The organism is Kitasatospora dryopteridis (assembly GCF_050749075.1).
GTDB lineage: Bacteria > Actinomycetota > Actinomycetes > Streptomycetales > Streptomycetaceae > Kitasatospora.
In genome coordinates this window covers 8027316-8043716 of the sequence record NZ_CP192749.1, presented here as the reverse complement: position 1 = coordinate 8043716, position 16401 = coordinate 8027316, and the positions used below count along the sequence as shown (strand labels likewise).

The 16401-nt window shown below is 74.4% G+C and carries 12 protein-coding genes; 6 read left to right on the top strand and 6 right to left on the bottom strand.

Annotated elements, in window-relative coordinates:
• Window positions 1-131: 131 nt before the first annotated feature.
• From ACQ614_RS36730 to ACQ614_RS36715, 4 genes are all read left to right on the top strand, one after another.
• Window positions 132-1652, top strand: coding sequence for a hypothetical protein (locus tag ACQ614_RS36730; protein ID WP_431683453.1), 1521 nt, complete (start codon window positions 132-134; stop codon window positions 1650-1652).
• A 172-nt stretch (window positions 1653-1824) separates the two neighbouring features.
• The gene (locus ACQ614_RS36725) at window positions 1825-2976 is read left to right on the top strand and encodes an acyl-CoA dehydrogenase family protein (protein ID WP_431683452.1); all 1152 of its coding nucleotides are present in this window, start codon (window positions 1825-1827) and stop codon (window positions 2974-2976) included.
• Between the two features lie 30 nt (window positions 2977-3006).
• Window positions 3007-3792 carry an electron transfer flavoprotein subunit beta/FixA family protein gene (locus ACQ614_RS36720; RefSeq protein ID WP_431683451.1) on the top strand — a complete coding sequence of 262 codons (786 nt, stop codon included), beginning with the start codon at window positions 3007-3009 and terminating at the stop codon, window positions 3790-3792.
• Window positions 3793-3834: 42 nt separating this feature from the next.
• On the top strand, window positions 3835-4791 hold the full coding sequence (locus tag ACQ614_RS36715) for an electron transfer flavoprotein subunit alpha/FixB family protein (protein ID WP_431683450.1): 957 nt from the start codon (window positions 3835-3837) through the stop codon (window positions 4789-4791).
• A gap of 251 nt (window positions 4792-5042) precedes the next feature.
• On the opposite strand, the gene ACQ614_RS36710 is transcribed toward ACQ614_RS36715, so the two are convergent.
• The 3 genes from ACQ614_RS36710 to fusA all read right to left on the bottom strand — a co-directional run bounded on the left by ACQ614_RS36710 (window position 5043) and on the right by fusA (window position 9440).
• The gene (locus ACQ614_RS36710) at window positions 5043-5714 is read right to left on the bottom strand and encodes a TetR family transcriptional regulator (protein WP_431684116.1); all 672 of its coding nucleotides are present in this window, start codon (window positions 5712-5714) and stop codon (window positions 5043-5045) included.
• Between the two features lie 129 nt (window positions 5715-5843).
• Window positions 5844-6902, bottom strand: a complete 1059-nt coding sequence (locus ACQ614_RS36705) for a TIGR03617 family F420-dependent LLM class oxidoreductase (protein ID WP_431683449.1) — start codon at window positions 6900-6902, stop codon at window positions 5844-5846.
• Between the two features lie 420 nt (window positions 6903-7322).
• On the bottom strand, window positions 7323-9440 hold the full coding sequence (gene fusA / locus ACQ614_RS36700) for an elongation factor G (protein WP_431683448.1): 2118 nt from the start codon (window positions 9438-9440) through the stop codon (window positions 7323-7325).
• Window positions 9441-9992: 552 nt separating this feature from the next.
• On the opposite strand from fusA, the gene ACQ614_RS36695 reads away from it, so the two are divergent.
• On the top strand, window positions 9993-10820 hold the full coding sequence (locus ACQ614_RS36695; protein ID WP_431683447.1) for a hypothetical protein: 828 nt from the start codon (window positions 9993-9995) through the stop codon (window positions 10818-10820).
• A 53-nt stretch (window positions 10821-10873) separates the two neighbouring features.
• On the opposite strand, the gene ACQ614_RS36690 is transcribed toward ACQ614_RS36695, so the two are convergent.
• From ACQ614_RS36690 to ACQ614_RS36680, 3 genes are all read right to left on the bottom strand, one after another.
• Complete coding sequence (locus ACQ614_RS36690; protein ID WP_431683446.1) at window positions 10874-11221, bottom strand: hypothetical protein; 348 nt, start codon at window positions 11219-11221, stop codon at window positions 10874-10876.
• 5 nt (window positions 11222-11226) lie between these two features.
• Window positions 11227-11859, bottom strand: coding sequence for a hypothetical protein (locus tag ACQ614_RS36685; protein WP_431683445.1), 633 nt, complete (start codon window positions 11857-11859; stop codon window positions 11227-11229).
• A gap of 297 nt (window positions 11860-12156) precedes the next feature.
• Window positions 12157-14010: a tetratricopeptide repeat protein gene (locus ACQ614_RS36680; protein ID WP_431683444.1), complete on the bottom strand. Its 1854-nt coding sequence runs from the start codon at window positions 14008-14010 to the stop codon at window positions 12157-12159.
• Window positions 14011-14245: 235 nt separating this feature from the next.
• On the opposite strand from ACQ614_RS36680, the gene ACQ614_RS36675 reads away from it, so the two are divergent.
• Window positions 14246-16369: a SpoIIE family protein phosphatase gene (locus ACQ614_RS36675; RefSeq protein WP_431683443.1), complete on the top strand. Its 2124-nt coding sequence runs from the start codon at window positions 14246-14248 to the stop codon at window positions 16367-16369.
• The last annotated feature ends 32 nt before the right edge of the window (window positions 16370-16401 follow it).

Below are 16401 nucleotides of genomic sequence, written 5' to 3'. Positions count from 1 at the left end.
GGCAACTCCCGGGAACGGTCTTCAGGGGCACTCGGGGGTCAACTCGGGGACGCGTGGGGGCACCCATGACCTCCGAGGAGACGCCATAAGCTGTCCGGCGATCGTCAGGACAGCGAATCGGGAGGGACCGCATGGCAGCCGGCGGGGGAACGGAACGGGCGCAGGAGGCGGTGCGGGCGCTGCTCGCACTGCGCGCGGTGGACGGCGTCGAGGTGCTCGACGGCTTCGGCGACGCGGAGATGGACGGCTGGCCGGTGCCGGTGCCCGAGGCCGTGCGGACCGTGCTGCGGGTGGCGGGCGGTGTCCGTACGCGCGACGAGGAGCACGTCTTCGGCCCGCGCGCCCTGCGGCCGTCCTCGTTCGCCGACGGCTACTGGGGGCTCGGCTCCTACCACCGGACGGAGAGCACGGTGATCGTCGGCGTGGGCGACCCGGAGGCCGCGGACTGGGGCCCGGTGGTGGCGATCCGGCAGTGGGACGATCCGGAGGCCGTCGTCGAGGCCGAGACGTTCGGCGACTGGCTGCTCGCCCTCGCGGCCCGCCTCGCCGACCCCGGCGCGGACGCCTGCCGCGGCGGAGCGCCGACGGCCTCGATCGCCGCCGTGCCCAGCGTGGCGGCCGCCGAGGGCCCGGACGCCGGGCTCGCCGCCCTGGTCGGCCGCGGCGACCCGCTCGCCGACGTCGCCGACCTGCGCCGGCTGCCCGGTCTCCCCTGCCGGATCGACTGGGAGCCGTACCACTCCTTCGCGTACAACACCGCCGACACCGGCGGCAGCGAGATGGAGTTCCGGATGCTGGGCGGCGGTCGGGCGCTGCTCTTCCGCAGCATCGTCAGCGGGGACTTCCTGGGCCGCCCGGTGCGGCGGCACACCGTGCCCGCGGACGCTCCGCAGCGGGCGGTGGCCGAGCTGCGCGCCCTCGCGGCCGCCCACCCCGAATCAATCCGCCTCGAACCGGGCTGCACGGACGCGGAGATGGACGGCTGGCCCGTCCCCGTGCCGCCGGAGGTCCGGGCGGTGGTCCGGGAGATCGGCGGTGTCGCGGTGGCCGGGCTGCCGGTGCTGCGCCTGCTGCCGGGCGGGCCCGAGCACCGGGCCGACCCCGAGGTGCACCGGATGCTGGGCGGCGACGGCACGTACTGGCCGATCGCCCTGGTGTCGTACGGACAGCACCGGGCGCTCGCCCAGATCCGGATCGACCCGGACAGCGGGGAGTGGGGCTGCGCCGTCACGGTGTCGGCCGAGGAACGGCTGCTGCGGGAGTACCCGGAGCTGACGCTGCTCGGGGAGTCGCTGGCGGACCTGCTGCTGACCGTCGCCCGGATCGCCCGCGAGGCGGCCGCGGCAGCGGACTTCGCACGCTCGGCCGGCGCGGCGAGCGGCTGGTTCTTCCCCAACACGGGCGAGCCGTGGGTCCTCCCCGAGCCGGTCGCGGACTGGGCGAAGTCCGAGGACCCGCTGCTGGCCGCCGCCGCGGCCCTGCCGGAGGGCACCTTCGCAGGCGACCTGCGGGCCGCGCCCGCCCCGGGCGACCTCTGCTTCTACCGCGCCGAGGGCTGGCCCTACGGGGCCCGCCTGGACCACCTCGTCTTCCTCGGCGCCGGCCGCGTGGCCGCAGCCGCCCCCACCGTCCTCCACACCTCCAAGGGCTGACCGCCTCCCGAAGGGGGCCGTCCGGACAGTCCGGGCGGCCCCCTTCGGCATGTCGCGGCGGACCGGGCTGGCGTTGATGGCACAGAGTGTGTTCTATTAGGGGAACTGAGTTCCCTCTCTGTGGATCGTGTTCCGCCAACGGCTGCGCGGGACGGACTGGAGCACCAGAACCATGAGCAACTCCTTCGATCTGTTCCGCTTGACCGAGGAGCACGACATGCTCCGTGACGCGGTGCGGTCGCTGGCCGAGGCGAAGATCGCCCCGTTCGCGGCCGAGGTCGACGAGCAGGGCCGGTTCCCGCACGAGGCGCTGGAGGCGCTGCAGGGCAACGACCTGCACGCGGTGCACGTGCCGGAGGAGTACGGCGGCGCGGGCGCGGACGCGCTGGCCACCGTGATCGTGATCGAGGAGGTCGCCCGGGTCTGCGCCTCGTCCTCGCTGATCCCCGCGGTGAACAAGCTCGGCTCGCTGCCCGTCCAGCTGTCCGGCTCGGAGGAGCTGAAGGCCAAGTACCTGGGCGCGCTCGCCCGCGGCGAGGGCATGTTCTCCTACTGCCTGTCCGAGCCGGAGGCCGGCTCGGACGCGGCCGGCATGAAGACCCGCGCGGTCCGCGACGGCGACTTCTGGGTGCTCAACGGCGTCAAGCGGTGGATCACCAACGCCGGCGTGTCCGAGTTCTACACCGTCATGGCGGTCACCGACCCGGCGCTGCGCTCCAAGGGCATCTCCGCGTTCGTGGTCGAGAAGGGCGACGAGGGCGTGTCCTTCGGCGCCCCGGAGAAGAAGCTCGGCATCAAGGGCTCGCCGACCCGCGAGGTCTACTTCGACAACGTGCGGATCCCCGCCGACCGGATGATCGGCGCCGAGGGCACCGGCTTCGCCACCGCGATGAAGACCCTCGACCACACCCGGGTCACCATCGCCGCGCAGGCCATCGGCATCGCCCAGGGCGCCCTCGACTACGCCAAGGGCTACGTCCAGGAGCGCAAGCAGTTCGGCAGGGCCATCGCCGAGTTCCAGGGCATCCAGTTCATGCTCGCCGACATGGCGATGAAGCTGGAGGCGGCCCGCCAGCTCACCTACGCCGCCGCCGCGAAGTCCCAGCGCACCGACGCCGACCTGACCTTCTTCGGCGCCGCCGCCAAGTGCTTCGCCTCCGACGCCGCGATGGAGATCACCACCGACGCCGTCCAGCTCCTCGGCGGCTACGGCTACACCCGCGACTACCCGGTCGAGCGGATGATGCGCGACGCCAAGATCACCCAGATCTACGAGGGCACCAACCAGGTCCAGCGCATCGTCATGGCCCGCAACCTCCCGTAACGAAACCTCCGTCAGAAAGGAGCAGGCACCGTGACTCTCAAGATCGTTGTCTGTGTGAAGTACGTGCCCGACGCGACCGGTGACCGTCGCTTCGCGGACGACACCACCACCGACCGGGATGGCGTGGACGGCCTCCTGTCGGAGCTGGACGAGTACGGCGTGGAGCAGGCGCTGCGGATCGCGGAGGCGTCCGGGGACGCCGAGGTGACGGTGCTGACCGTGGGCGGCGACGACGCGAAGGACGCGCTGCGCAAGGCGCTGTCGATGGGCGCGGACAAGGCCGTGCACGTCAACGACGAGGACATCCACGGCTCGGACGTGATCGGCACCTCGGCGATCGTGGCGAAGGCGCTGGAGAAGACCGGCTTCGACCTGGTGGTGTGCGGCATGGCCTCCACCGACGGCACGATGGGCGTGCTGCCCGCGCTGCTCGCCGAGCGCCTGGGCGTGCCGCAGGCCACCCTGCTGTCCGAGGTCGCGGTCGACAACGGCACGGTGAGGGGCCGCCGGGACGGCGACGCCGCCACCGAGCAGGTCGAGGCCCCGCTGCCGGCCGTGGTGTCGGTCACCGACCAGTCCGGCGAGGCCCGCTACCCCTCCTTCAAGGGCATCATGGCCGCGAAGAAGAAGCCCGTGCAGGAGTTCGACCTGGACGACCTGGGCATCGACGCCGACACCGTCGGCCTGGCCGGCTCCTGGACCAAGGTCGGCGAGATCACCGCCCGCCCGCCGCGCACCGCCGGCACCGTCGTCACCGACGAGGGCGACGGCGGCAAGCAGCTCGCCGCCTACCTCGCCGAGCAGAAGTTCATCTGACCCGCCCGCGCGCATCCAACGAACGATCAGGAGCAAGAACCAATGGCTGAGATCCTGGTTCTCGTGGACCACGCCGACGGCGCGGTCCGCAAGCCGGCCCTCGAACTGCTCACCCTGGCCCGCCGCATCGGCGAGCCCTCCGCCGTCGTCCTGGGCGCCGGCGACCACACGGCGGCGATCGCCGCCAAGGCCGCCGAGTACGGCGCCGCCAAGGTCTACACCGCCGACGCCGACCGGTTCGGCAGCCAGCTGGTGGTGCCGAAGGTCGACGCCCTCACCCAGATCGCCCAGGCCGCCGGCGCCGCCGCCGTGCTGGTCACCTCCTCCGGCGAGGGCAAGGAGATCGCCGCCCGCACCGCGCTGCGGCTCGGCTCGGGCATCATCACCGACGCCGTCGACCTCGAGCCGGGCGAGACCGGCCCGGTCGCCACCCAGTCGGTGTTCGCCGCCTCCTTCCAGGTCAAGTCGACCGTGACCGCCGGCGCCCCGGTGATCACCGTCAAGCCGAACGCCGCCGCCCCCGAGCCGGCCCCGGCCGCCGGCACCGTCGAGCCCGTGACGGTGGAGTTCACCGGCAACGCCGCCACCGTCACCGCCCGCACCCCGCGGGTCTCCTCCGGCCGCCCCGAGCTGACCGAGGCCGCGATCGTGGTCTCCGGCGGCCGCGGCGTCGGCGCCGCCGAGGGCTTCGCCGTCGTCGAGGAGCTCGCGGACGCGCTCGGCGCGGCCGTCGGCGCCTCCCGCGCCGCCGTCGACGCCGGCTGGTACCCGCACACCAACCAGGTCGGCCAGACCGGCAAGCAGGTCTCCCCGCAGCTGTACGTCGCCGCGGGCATCTCCGGCGCCATCCAGCACCGGGCCGGCATGCAGACCTCGAAGACCATCGTCGCGGTCAACAAGGACCCCGAGGCCCCGATCTTCGAGCTCGTCGACTACGGCGTCGTCGGCGACCTGTTCACCGTCCTCCCCCAGCTCACCGCCGAGGCGAAGGGCCGCTGACCCGACACCGGGTCGGTTCGACCGGGCACCGCATCGGTCGTCCGGGGATCCAGCAAGAACGCTCGGCCGGGGTTTCCCCGGCCGAGCGTCTTCGCGTTCACGGGTGTCCGGTCCGGAACAGGTCCTACGACTCCAGGTGCACGCCCGCTTGTTCGATCTGCTGGACGAGTCGCCCGAGTGAACGCCGCGGCAGCGCAGCACGAGCCGAGGGCCGGCTTCGCGGAGAGGCGGCGGCCCCGGGCGGGTGGCGGTCAGTCGTTGTTGAGGCTGGCTTCGACGTCCCTGACGACCCGCCACATCGGGGTGCGCCGCTTGGTGATGACGACGATCACGTCCTCCTCCTCGTCTGCGCCGGGCTGGGCCTGCGGCTTCGACGACCAGGTGTTGCGGACGTACTCGAGGGCGCGGTCGACCTCGGCCTCGGCGTCGCCCTGGCCGTTGGCGCGCAGCCAGGAGCGCAGCCCGTGATTGTGCGCGGCGACCACGGAGGCGGCAATGGCGTCGGCGCGCAGCGTGCCGTCCTTGCGGGCGGCGAAGCGACCGCGGAGGAACTCCGCGAGGGTGCGCTCGTACCGCCAGACGACCGAGAGTTCGTAGGTGCGCAGGCCGGGGACCTGGCGGGTGAGGCGGTAGCGCTGCACGGAGAAGGTGGGGTTCTCGGCGTACATCCGCAGCACCAGGCGGGCGGCGTCGCAGACCCGCAGGACGGGGTCGTCGGTGTCGGCGCTGTCCTGCAGGAAGGCGGTCATGTCCGCCAGGCACTGCTCGTGGTCGGGGAAGACCACGTCCTCCTTGGAGGGGAAGTAGCGGAAGAACGAGCGGCGGCCGACGCCGGCCAGGCCGACGATGTCGTCGATGGTGGTCTGCTCGTAGCCCCGGTCCAGGAACAGCTGGAAGGCGGCCGCGATCAGGGCGTCGCGCATTGCGGGCTTCCCGGTGGCGGCCGTGGCCTCCGCTTCGGCCTTCTGCGCGTTGGTCATGCGCTGAAACCTAGCACCATCCGCGGATTACGGCACTCAGTGCACCGTGTACACGGTACTCGGTGTTGCATATCACCCCGCCGTGTCGAGTGCGCGGACCTCGCTCAGGACGTCCAGCACCGGTCCGGGGTCGGAGCCCTCCGGGCCGTGCACCGCGAGCCGGTCGACGAGGCCGGCGTAGCGGCGGTGGATCTCCCGGGCGGCCTCGGCCGGCTCGCCGGCCACCGCGAAGGCGTCGAAGACCTCGTCGTCGACGAGATCGCCCATCTCCTTCCACCGGCCGCGGACGGACAGCGGGTGCAGCTCGTCGTGCAGCCCGCCCCAGCCGTGCGTCTCCAGGACGGGCCGGTAGGCGGGGGTGGAGGCGTAGAAGGCGATCCGCTCACGGATCCCGCGGCGGTTCTGCTCGAGTTCCTCCTCGGTGCGGCCGGTCGCGGTGAGCACCGAGCCGACCACCTCGAACGGCCGTGCCGTCCAGGGCGAGCCGGCGCTCTCGGCCTCGGCCCGGGCGGCCCGCACACCGGGCAGGACGTGTTCGGCCAGATGGCGCACCGAAGTGAAGGGGTGGGCGATCAGACCGTCGGCGACGGCACCCGCAGCCCTGGTCATCAGCGGTCCGACGCCGGCGAGCAGAATCGGCGGGGTGCCGGACTCGACCGGGCCAGGGGCGAACACCGGGGTCATCAGGGTGTGGGTGTAGAACTCGCCCCGGAAGGCCAGCCGCTCACCGGTCTGCCAGCTGTGCCAGATGGCGCGGACGGCGGCGACGTACTCGGTCATCCGGGCCGCCGGACGGTCCCAGGGCATGCCGAAACGGCGGACGATGTGCGGCTTGATCTGCGAGCCGAGGCCGACGACGGCCCGTCCGCCGGACGCCTCGTGCAGGCCCCATGCCTCGTAGGCGAGGGTCATCGGCGTGCGGGCGAAGGCGATCGCCACGCCGGTGGCCAGTTCGATCGACTCCGTGCGGTCGGCGGCGCGGGCCAGCTGGAGGAAGGGGTTGTGCGCGGTCTCGGACATGCTGAACCGGCCGATCCCGCGGCGCTCGGCCTCCGCCGCCGCAGCGGGAATCCCGGCGGGGCCGACCGTGGCGATCGCCTCCAGACGGAGCGGTGCGGGGGCCTTGGGCATGGGTTTCTCCTCCGTGGGACACCGGCCGGCCGGGCGTGATCGCGGACGGCCGGTGTCCATGATGGGGTGCAGTGTCCTCCGGAGGTGCGGTGGGCGGGCGACGAGTTGACGGGGTGCCGGGCTTTCGGGGCGCAGGGGTGCGGGAGAGGGAGGACGGCTCGGGTGGGTCGCCTTCCGGATTCGCGCAGTTCCCCGCGCCCCTGAGTGGCTTGCCATCAGCCCCGGTGGGGCGCGGGGGTGCGGGAGACCGGGGACGGCTCGGGTGGGTCGCCTTCCGGATTCGCGCAGTTCCCCGCGCCCCTGAGTGGCTTGCCATCAGCCCCGGTGGGGCGCGGGGGTGCGGGAGAGGGAGGACGGCTCGGGTGAGTGGCCTTCCGGATTCGCGCAGTTCCCCGCGCCCCTGAGTGGCTTGCCCGTCTCTCAGGGGGCCGGGGCGTAGCCGGTGGGGCGGGTGGTGAAGGTGCCGCGGCCCTGGGTGCGGCTGCGCAGGCGGGTTGCGTAGCCGAACAGTTCCGCCAGCGGGACGGTCGCGGTGACGACCGCCGTGCCCGCCCTGGCCGCCTGGCCGGTGACCCGGCCGCGGCGGGCGGCGAGGTCGCCGATCACCGCGCCGACGGCGTCGTCGGGCACGGTGGCGGTGACCTCGACCACCGGTTCGAGCAGGGTCATCCGGCAGGCGCGCAGCGCGTCCCGCAGGGCGAACCGGCCGGCGGTGCGGAACGCCGTCTCGGAGGAGTCCTTGACGTGGGTCGCACCGTCGGTGAGGGTCACCCGCACGCCGGTCACCCGGTGGCCGCCGAGCGGGCCCTCGGCGAGGGCGTCGCGGCAGCCCGCCTCGACCGCCTGGACGTACTCGCGCGGGACGCGCCCGCCGGTGACGGTGGAGCGGAACTCGAAGCGGCCCGCACCGTCGCCGCCGTCCGCCGCCTCCGGGTCGGGGTGCAGCGGTTCGACGTCGATGACGACGTGGGCGAACTGGCCCGCGCCGCCGTCCTGCTTGACGTGCCGGTACACCAGGCCGGTGACGCCGGCGGCCACGGTCTCCCGGTAGGAGACCTGGGGGCGGCCGACGGCGACCTCGACGCCGTTGGCGCGGCGGATCTTCTCCACGGCGACCTCCAGGTGCAGTTCTCCCATGCCGGACAGCAGGACCTGTCCGGTCTCGGGGTCGGTGCGGACGGCGAGCGACGGGTCCTCCTCGACCAGTCGGGCCAGGGCGGTGGCGAGCCGCTCGGTGTCGGTGTTGCGGCAGGCCTCGACGGCGACCGAGACGACCGGTTCGGCCGTGGTCGGCGGTTCGAGGACGAGCGGGGCGGCGGGTGCGCACAGGGTGGCGCCCGCGCGGGCCGCCTTGAGTCCGATCGCCGCGACGATGTCTCCGGCAGTGGCCGTGTCGGTCTCGGCGTGCCGGTCGGCCTGGACGCGTACGAGGCGGGCGATCCGCTCGGTACGGCCGGTGGCGGTGTCGAGCACGGTGTCCCCCTTTCGGACGGTTCCGGAGTAGATGCGCAGGTAGGTCAGCCGGCCGGTGGCGGTCGAGTTGACCTTGAAGGCGAGGGCGGCGAACGGTGCCGCCGGGTCGGCGGGCCGCTCCTGCACCTCGCCGCCGAGGGTGCCGCGGACGGCCGGCACGTCCAGCGGGGACGGCAGGTAGTCCACGACGGCCTGCAGCAGCGGTTCGATGCCGCGGTTGCGGTAGGCCGAGCCGCAGAGCACCACGACGGCCTCGCCGGTGCGGGTGAGGTCGCGCAGGGCCGCGGCCAGCGTCGTGGCGCCGAGGGTGCCGTGGGTGCAGAACTCCTCCAGTGCGGCGGGGTGGAGTTCGGCGACCGCCTCCTCGAGTGCGCGGCGGCGCCGCTCGGCGTCCTCGCGCAGGGTCTCGGGCACCGGCCCCTCGTGGGCGCCGTCGGTGCCGTCGGACCAGGTGAGGGCACGCATGCGGAGCAGGTCCACGACGCCGGTGAAGCCGTCCTCGCGTCCGATCGGCAGCTGGACGGCCAGCGGGGCCGGGTGCAGCCGTTCGCGGATCGAGGCGACCGCCGAGTCGAGGTCGGCGCCGGCCCGGTCGAGCTTGTTGACGAAGGCGATCCGGGGCACGCCGTGCCGGTCGGCCTGGCGCCACACCGCCTCGCTCTGCGGTTCGACGCCCGCCACCGCGTCGAAGACGGCGACGGCGCCGTCGAGGACGCGCAGGGAGCGTTCCACCTCGTCGAAGAAGTCGACGTGGCCCGGGGTGTCGATCAGGTTGATCCGGTGCCCGTCCCAGCTGCAGCTGACGGCCGCGGCGAAGATGGTGATGCCGCGGTCGCGTTCCTGGGAGTCGAAGTCGGTGACGGTGGTGCCGTCGTGGACCTCGCCGCGGCGGTGGATGGCGCCGGTGAGGTAGAGGACCCGCTCGGTGACGGTGGTCTTGCCCGCGTCCACGTGGGCCAGGATGCCCAGGTTGCGGACGGCCGCCGGCAGGTCGGCCGGGCGGGAGACGGCAGGGCGGTCGACGGTGGAACGGGTGACGATGGAGCGGTTCAGGTCGGTGCGCACGGCCCGGTGCCTTTCGAGCGTTGGGGAAAGGGCGGCGCGATGGGCGGACGACGCGGGTGCGGGACATTCCCCCGCGGACGGACCTCGGGCACACCGCCGTCGCAGGCCGCGCTGCCGGACGGTCACGGGCCGTACGGCGGAGCGGGTGGGGCGGGTGCGCAGGTCAGGCGTTCGTCACGGACCTCCGGTGCAGGGCGCGCAGCCGGCACCGGGTCGACGAAGACACCAGGATCACCTCGAAACGCGACGGGGGGACGACGACAGCGGTGCAGGTACGCACGGCCCGACTCCCCTCGATTCGTCACGGCGCACGCCCGATCCGGTGGCGTGCGGCTCGCGGCGAGTCTAGGGAACACCCCGGCGGCGGGGCACCGGATTTATTGCACCGGCCTGACGGGGCGTCGGCGGGGAGGTACGGCCGAGGACGCCGGGGCGACGGGCGGCGTGCACCCTGCGGCGGGCGTACCTGAGCGACGGTGGCGCAATGATCTTGCAACGCGGGTAGACGCCCTGCTTACTGGGAGGACTCGGGCAGGATGCTCTAATGGCCGGGTGATTTACTGCGACAGCTCCGCACCGGTGGAGTACGAGGTTGCGGTCGGCCGCTACCTCGCCGCCGCGCCGCTCGGCGAGGGCTCGCGGCGCGTCTACCGGATCGCACTGGCGAACTGGTCCTGGCTGATGGCCGACCGGCCCGTCCCGGTCGGTGCCGCCCGCCGCGGCGCCCGGCCCCCGGTGCTGCCGCTCGCCGTACTGGACGGCCCGGCGGCGCCGGCGCTGCTGCAGTCCGCGCTGGCCCGGCGGGCCGCCGACGCGGACCCGCGCACCCTCAACCGCGAGCTGTCCATCCTGCGCGGCGCCCTGGCCTGGTGGCAGGAGCAGGGCTGGCTCGCCGCCGACCCGGCCGCGGGCCTGCGCCCGCTCCCCCGCCCGGAGGCCGCCGCGCCGCTCGGCCCGGACGAACTGCGGGCGGTACTCGCCCTGCGGGCACCGCTGCGGGAGCGGGTGACGTGGCGGCTGCTGCACGAGAGCGGCGCCCCGGTGGAGTCCGTGCTCGCACTGGACGTCGACCACCTGGACCTGCTCCACCGCTGCACCCTGCCCGGCCCCGGCCGGCCCGCCCTGCGCTGGCGGGCCGCAAGCGCCCGGCTCCTGCCGCTGCTCGTCGCCGGCCGCACCGGCGGGCCGCTGCTGCTCACCGAGCGCCGCGCCCCGGCCGGCACGCCCGCCGCCGACCGCTGCCCCGGCACCGGCCGCGGCCGCCTCTCCTACCGCCGGGCCGCCGAGCTCTTCACCACCGCCACCCGCCGCATGGACCCCGCCGGACGCGGCTACACCCTCCACCAGCTGCGCCCGGGCCCTGTGGGCGAGGAGGCCTGACGCACCGACAGGGCGTCCCCGGCCTCGTCCTCGGACGCGCATCGGGTGGGCCGTCAGGCGCGGAGGATCGCCTCGACGAGGTAGCCGATCGGGCAGAGGCCGGTGTCGGTGGCGGAGGCCTTGACCCGGGCGACGGAGACCTTGGAGTCGCCGTCCTGGACGGGGACGCCGACCCGGCCGCCGGCGGCGGTGACCGTCAGGCTGGAGACCCGCCACGACCGGGAGTTCTCGTTCCAGACGGCGATGCGCAACTGGGCGTCGCCGAAGTCGCAGCCGAACGAGAGGTAGACGGGGCCCCATCCGACGGCACCGCCGTTCTGGGGCGGCAGCGGGATGAGGGTGCTGTTCTCGGGGTGGCCGTCCAGGAAGCCGGGCTTGACGTCTCCGATGACGAGTGCCACGGGTGTCACCTCACTTCTTCGTCGAGTCGGCGCCGGTCGGCGGTGCCGGTCGGGGGAAAGCGGAACAGGTCGGGCATCGGCCCGGGGTCGGTGTGGTCGTTCTCCGGGACCTGCGAGTGGCCGTAGTGGCCGCTGCGGGTGTTCCAGGTGGTGGCGGAGCGGTTCGCGGACCAGGTGGGTGCACCCATCGGCCAGACGTCGGGGACGCCCCAGGAGCGCAGCCAGGCGACGATCCGGTCGAGTCCGGTGCAGGGGGCGTCGGCGAGGGTGGCGTAGACCCTGCCGCCGACCCGGCAGTACGGGAAGAACAGGCTCTCGATCTGGATGCAGATGTCACCCTTGCGGTTGGTCTCGACGCCGCCGGGGGCGTTGACCACCGACTTGCTGCGGGAGGTGGCGGCGAAGAACTGGGCGGTCCGGCCGGTGAACGGGTCCCAGAGGACGTGCGGTGCCGCGCCGGAGCCCGACCCGGTGAAGTAGTTGGCGAGGTTGTCGAAGGGCAGCAGGTCGGCGGGGGCGTCGGCGGTGGCGTTGCGGTCCCAGGTGATGTGCCAGATGGTGCGGGCGCCGCCGTCTCCGGCCATGGGCGCGTCGTCGAGCCGGCGCTGTTCGGCGCCGGGGAGGTTGAGGTCGGCCATCGGTACCCCTTCGTGGTGCGGCGGGCCGGGCGCACGCGGCGGCGGGCCGCCGGTGGGCGGCCGCAACGGCCCTGGGGTGGGGGTGGCGTGGGGGCGCCGCGGGCAGGTCCGCGCGGCCCCGGTCGTCGATCGGCAGGGGTTGTGCTCGACGCCGGGCGTGCCGCGGGCCGTACGACGGCGGGGCGGCTGCTCCTGACGTCCTGTCATCCGGTATGTGCCCGCACGGATGCGCCTGGAACATGCCGATGATCCGAACGGGCTGCTCGACCGGGGTACCCCCGCCCCCGGCCGCACCCTTCAGTGGCGGCGGAACAGGCGGCGGAGGAGACCGGGCTTCGGGACGGCGGGGGCGGTGGCCGGGGTGTCGTCGGCGGGCTCTTCGGCGAGGGTGCGGGCCAGGGTGAGGGCTCGGGCGTCGGCCCAGGGGCAGACGAGCATCAGGGTGCAGAGCGACTGAAGGATCGTCACCTCGCGCCGGCGGGCGGCCTCGGCGGTGTGGCGGAGCCGGGTGTGCAGGTGATCGGCGATGTCGGTGCGCGTCTCGGGCTGCGTCCAGCCGACGGCGGCCAGGGCGAAGCCCGCGGCCTCGACCGTCCAGTCGTCGGCTCCGTACAGGAGGTCCAGCAGCACCTCGCGGCGCTTCGAGTCGGCCCAGGGCTGGTCGGTGCGGTGGTGCGCGATGCCGAGGCAGGCGAAGACCTGGACGGCGCGCACCCACAGTTCGGGCTGGTGGGCGAGCAGCGCGCGGCCGAGCTCGTCCTCGCGCGGGGCCGGCGGATGGGCGAGGGCGCCGAGCAGGTCCTCGAGCGGCAGACCGGCGAGCCGTACGGCGTGGTCGTAGGCGGCCGGCGGGGCGGGCCAGGCGATCTCGGCGGTGTCCCGCAGCAGTTCGGCGGCGTCGGCCGAGGGGGCCGGGACGGCGGGGGCCGGTTCGGTGCCGTTCCAGGTCCAGACCCGGGTGCCGACCGGGCGGACGGGGTTGCGCGGGTCGGGCTCGGGGATGCTGCCGTACGCGACGTCGGCGGCCGGGAAGGCGAGCCGCACGGCCAGCCGGGAGCTGGGCGGTTCCAGCTGCGAGGCGGTGATCTCGAGTTCGCTGTCGCGGGTCGCCGTCGGCGACTCCAGGCACTGGTGGAGGACGTTCACGGTCGCCTCGCGGGCGCCGGGGACGATGCCCAGCCAGGGCTGCTGCCGGACGAGGTGGGCGAGCAGCTCCGGGGCGTAGTCGTGGTCCGGGTGGGCCCGGTGGTGGTCGGCGAGGGCGACCAGATGCACCGTGCCGCCGTCGATGCGGTGCCGCAGGCCGTGCCGGGCGGGGCCGGCCTTGGGGTGGTCGGGCTCGGCGGCGAGGACGCGGTCCAGCCAGGGCAGGCCCTTCGCGGGGCGGCCGGTCGCCCCGTACAACTCGGCGACGTCGACGGCGAGGTGGGTGTCGGACGGGTCGCGGGCGAGTTCGGCCTCCCAGACGGCCAGGGCGCGCCCGGTGTCGCCGTGGGCGCGCAGGGCGTTGCCGAACATCACCGCCGACAGGTGTCCGGGGGCGGCCCGGTGGGCGCGTTCGGCGAGCCGGACGCCCTCCTCGGTGTCGCCGAGGCGGCGGACCAGGCCGGAGGCGAGGGCGAGCAGCGCGGCATGGTCGGGGTGGCGCCGCACCGCGGCCCGCACCAGGTCGGCGAACGGCCGCACGGCGGCCGCCAGGTCCTCGGGCATCGGATCGGGCAGGCCGCTCATGGCGCGGGGCAGTGCCTGGACCACGGCGTCGGGGGTGACCAGCTCGGCGAGGTCCTCGCGGGCGAACCAGGCGGCGTGCGCCCAGGGTGTGGCGGGCTCGAAGCCGATCGCGGAGGCGATCAGACCGACCGCGTCGTCCCAGTCGCCCGCCGCCGCCTCGATGTGCGCACGGCAGACGAGGGTGCCCAGGTAGATCCGGCCCTCGAGCGGGAAGTACGTGCGGGCGGCGGCCGCGCCGCCCGCCCGGGCGCACAGCTCGGCGAGCGCCTCGTACAGGTCGGGCTGCTGCGGGTCGTGGAGCATGGCGTCGGCCAGGTGGTCGGCCGCGTGCGGGAGGTCTCCGGAGTCGAGCGCCAGTCTGGCCACGGCGATCTCGCCCTCGGCCGCGAGCTTCCCGTCGCCGCACTCCTCGTGCCCCATCGCCCGCTCCCCTGCCCTGTCGACCGGCTTCCGGCTCCCGGTCGCCGGCTGCCGAGGATATCCGCAGGCCGGACGGCATCCGGCGGCGCCCCCGGGGGCGGTTCCGCAGTACCGCCCGGGGTGCCCGGCGCGGCCCGCGGGCGTAGCGTCGCTGGTATGGGCGATGTCCGGATGACGCTGTGGCCTGCGCCGCCTCCCCGGCCGCCGGGCGTTCCGGGCATGCGGGGAGCCCCCCGTGCCGGCCGGCGGTGACCGCGGCCGGGCGGGCTGGGACGGGCGGATCGACGGCGCGCTGACCGGTCTCGTGGAGATGTGCGGAGCCTCCTCCGCATGCCTGTTCCTGCTCCCGGAGGACGAGGACGTGCTGCATCTCGCGGTGGTCCGCGGCCTCCCGGCCGAGTTCGTCGCCCCGTGGACCAGGGTCGCGGTGACGGCGCCTTTCCCGGTCGGCGACGCGGTGCGGCGGCGGGCCCTGGTGTGGTCGGGCAGCCAGCAGGAGTTCGCCCGCCAGTACCCCCGGTCCGCGGTGACCATGCCGTACCACTTCGCGCTGGCCGCGGCCCCGGTCTGCGCGGGCGAACGCTGCCTGGGAGCGCTCCTGCTGCTGTGGCCGAGCTCGCACCCCCAGGAGCTGGGCGAGGCCGAGCGGGCCGTGGTCGCGGCCGCGTGCGACCAGTTGGGCGAACTGCTGGCGGGCACGAGGCCCACCGTCCCGGCGAGGCCGCGGGTGCTGCCGCTGCGGCTGGCGGCGGCGAAGCTGCCGGAGATGGCGGCCCGGGCGTTCGCCGAGCGGCTGCCCGGCGGCAGCTGCGCGCTGGATCTGAACGGCCGGATCGTCTTCCTCACCGACGGGGCCTGCGCCCTGCTCGGCGCCGGCCCGGAGAAGCTGCTCGGCGCACTGCCCTGGCAGGCGCTGCCGTGGCTGGACGACCCGGCGTACGAGGACCGCTACCGCTCGGCGATCATCAGCCGCGAGCCGTCCGCGTTCACCGCCATGCGCCCGCCGGACCGGTGGCTGGCGTTCCGGCTGTACCCGGCCGAGGACGGGATCAGCATCCGGATCACCCCGGCCGACGACGGGCCCGAACCGGTGCCGCCGGCCCGGCCGGTGCCGGTCTCCCGGGCGGGCCAGATCTACCAGATCATGCACCTCGCGGCGGCCCTCACCGAGGCGGTGTCGGTGGACGACGTGGTGTCGCTGGTCGCCGAACAGGTGCTGCCCTCCTTCGGGGCGCACGGCCTGGCGCTGCTGACCTCCGAGCACGGCCGGCTCCGGGTGTCCGGCTACCGCGGCTACACGGCGGAGGCCATGGCGCGCTTCGAGGAGATCCCGCTCGCCCTGCGGAACACGCCCACGGTACGGGCGCTGAACACCGGGATCCCGGGCTTCTTCGGCAGCTCCGAGGAGCTGGCGGCCGTCTATCCGGACGTCCCCCAGGTCACCGGCAAGCAGGCCTGGGCGATCCTGCCGCTGATCACCTCCGGCCGTCCGGTGGGCTGCCTGCTGCTCTCCTACGACCGGCCGCACCCCTTCGCCGCCGACGAGCGCACCGTACTGACCTCGCTGGCCGGCCTGATCGCACAGGCCCTCGACCGGGCGCACCTGTACGACACCAAGAACCAGCTCGCCCACGACCTGCAGCAGGCCCTGCTGCCGCACACGCTGCCCACGATCGACGGCCTGCAGGTCGCCGCGCACTACCTGCCGACGACCCGGGGCATGGACGTCGGCGGCGACTTCTACGACCTGATCCGGCTCGGCCCTTCGGCGGCCGCCGCGGTGATCGGCGACGTGCAGGGCCACAGCTTCCCGGCCGCCGCACTGATGGGCCAGGTCCGTACGGCCGTGCACGCCTCCGCCGGCGCCTCCCCGGAGGAGGTGATCGGGCGCACCAACCGGCTGCTGTGCGACCTCGACCCCGGCCTGTTCACCACCTGTCTGTACGCGCACCTCGACCTCGCGGCGGAGCGGGCCCAGCTGGTCAGCGCCGGGCATCCGCCACCGGTGCTGCGGCCTCCGGGCGGTCCGGCCCGGGTGCTGGACATCCCGCCGGGCCCGCCGATGGGAATCGACCCGCACGCCGTCTACCCGGTCTCCGAAGTGCCGTTCGCCACCGGCTCACTGCTGCTGCTCTACACCGACGGCCTGGTGGAGGCACCCGGTACGGACCTCGGCCGGGCGATCGCCTCGCTCGCCGGGCAGGTCGACCACTCCCTGGCGGCGGACCTCGGGGTGACGGTCCGTGAACTGGTCGCACGGGCACGGCGGGCGGGCCGCCGCTGGGACGACATCGCCACCCTGCTCCTGCAGTCCGGGCCACGCCAGGAGAACCGCACCCCTCCCCCGCCGGCGGTATGAGTGCCGGTCCGGCTGCTGCTGCACGGGGCCCC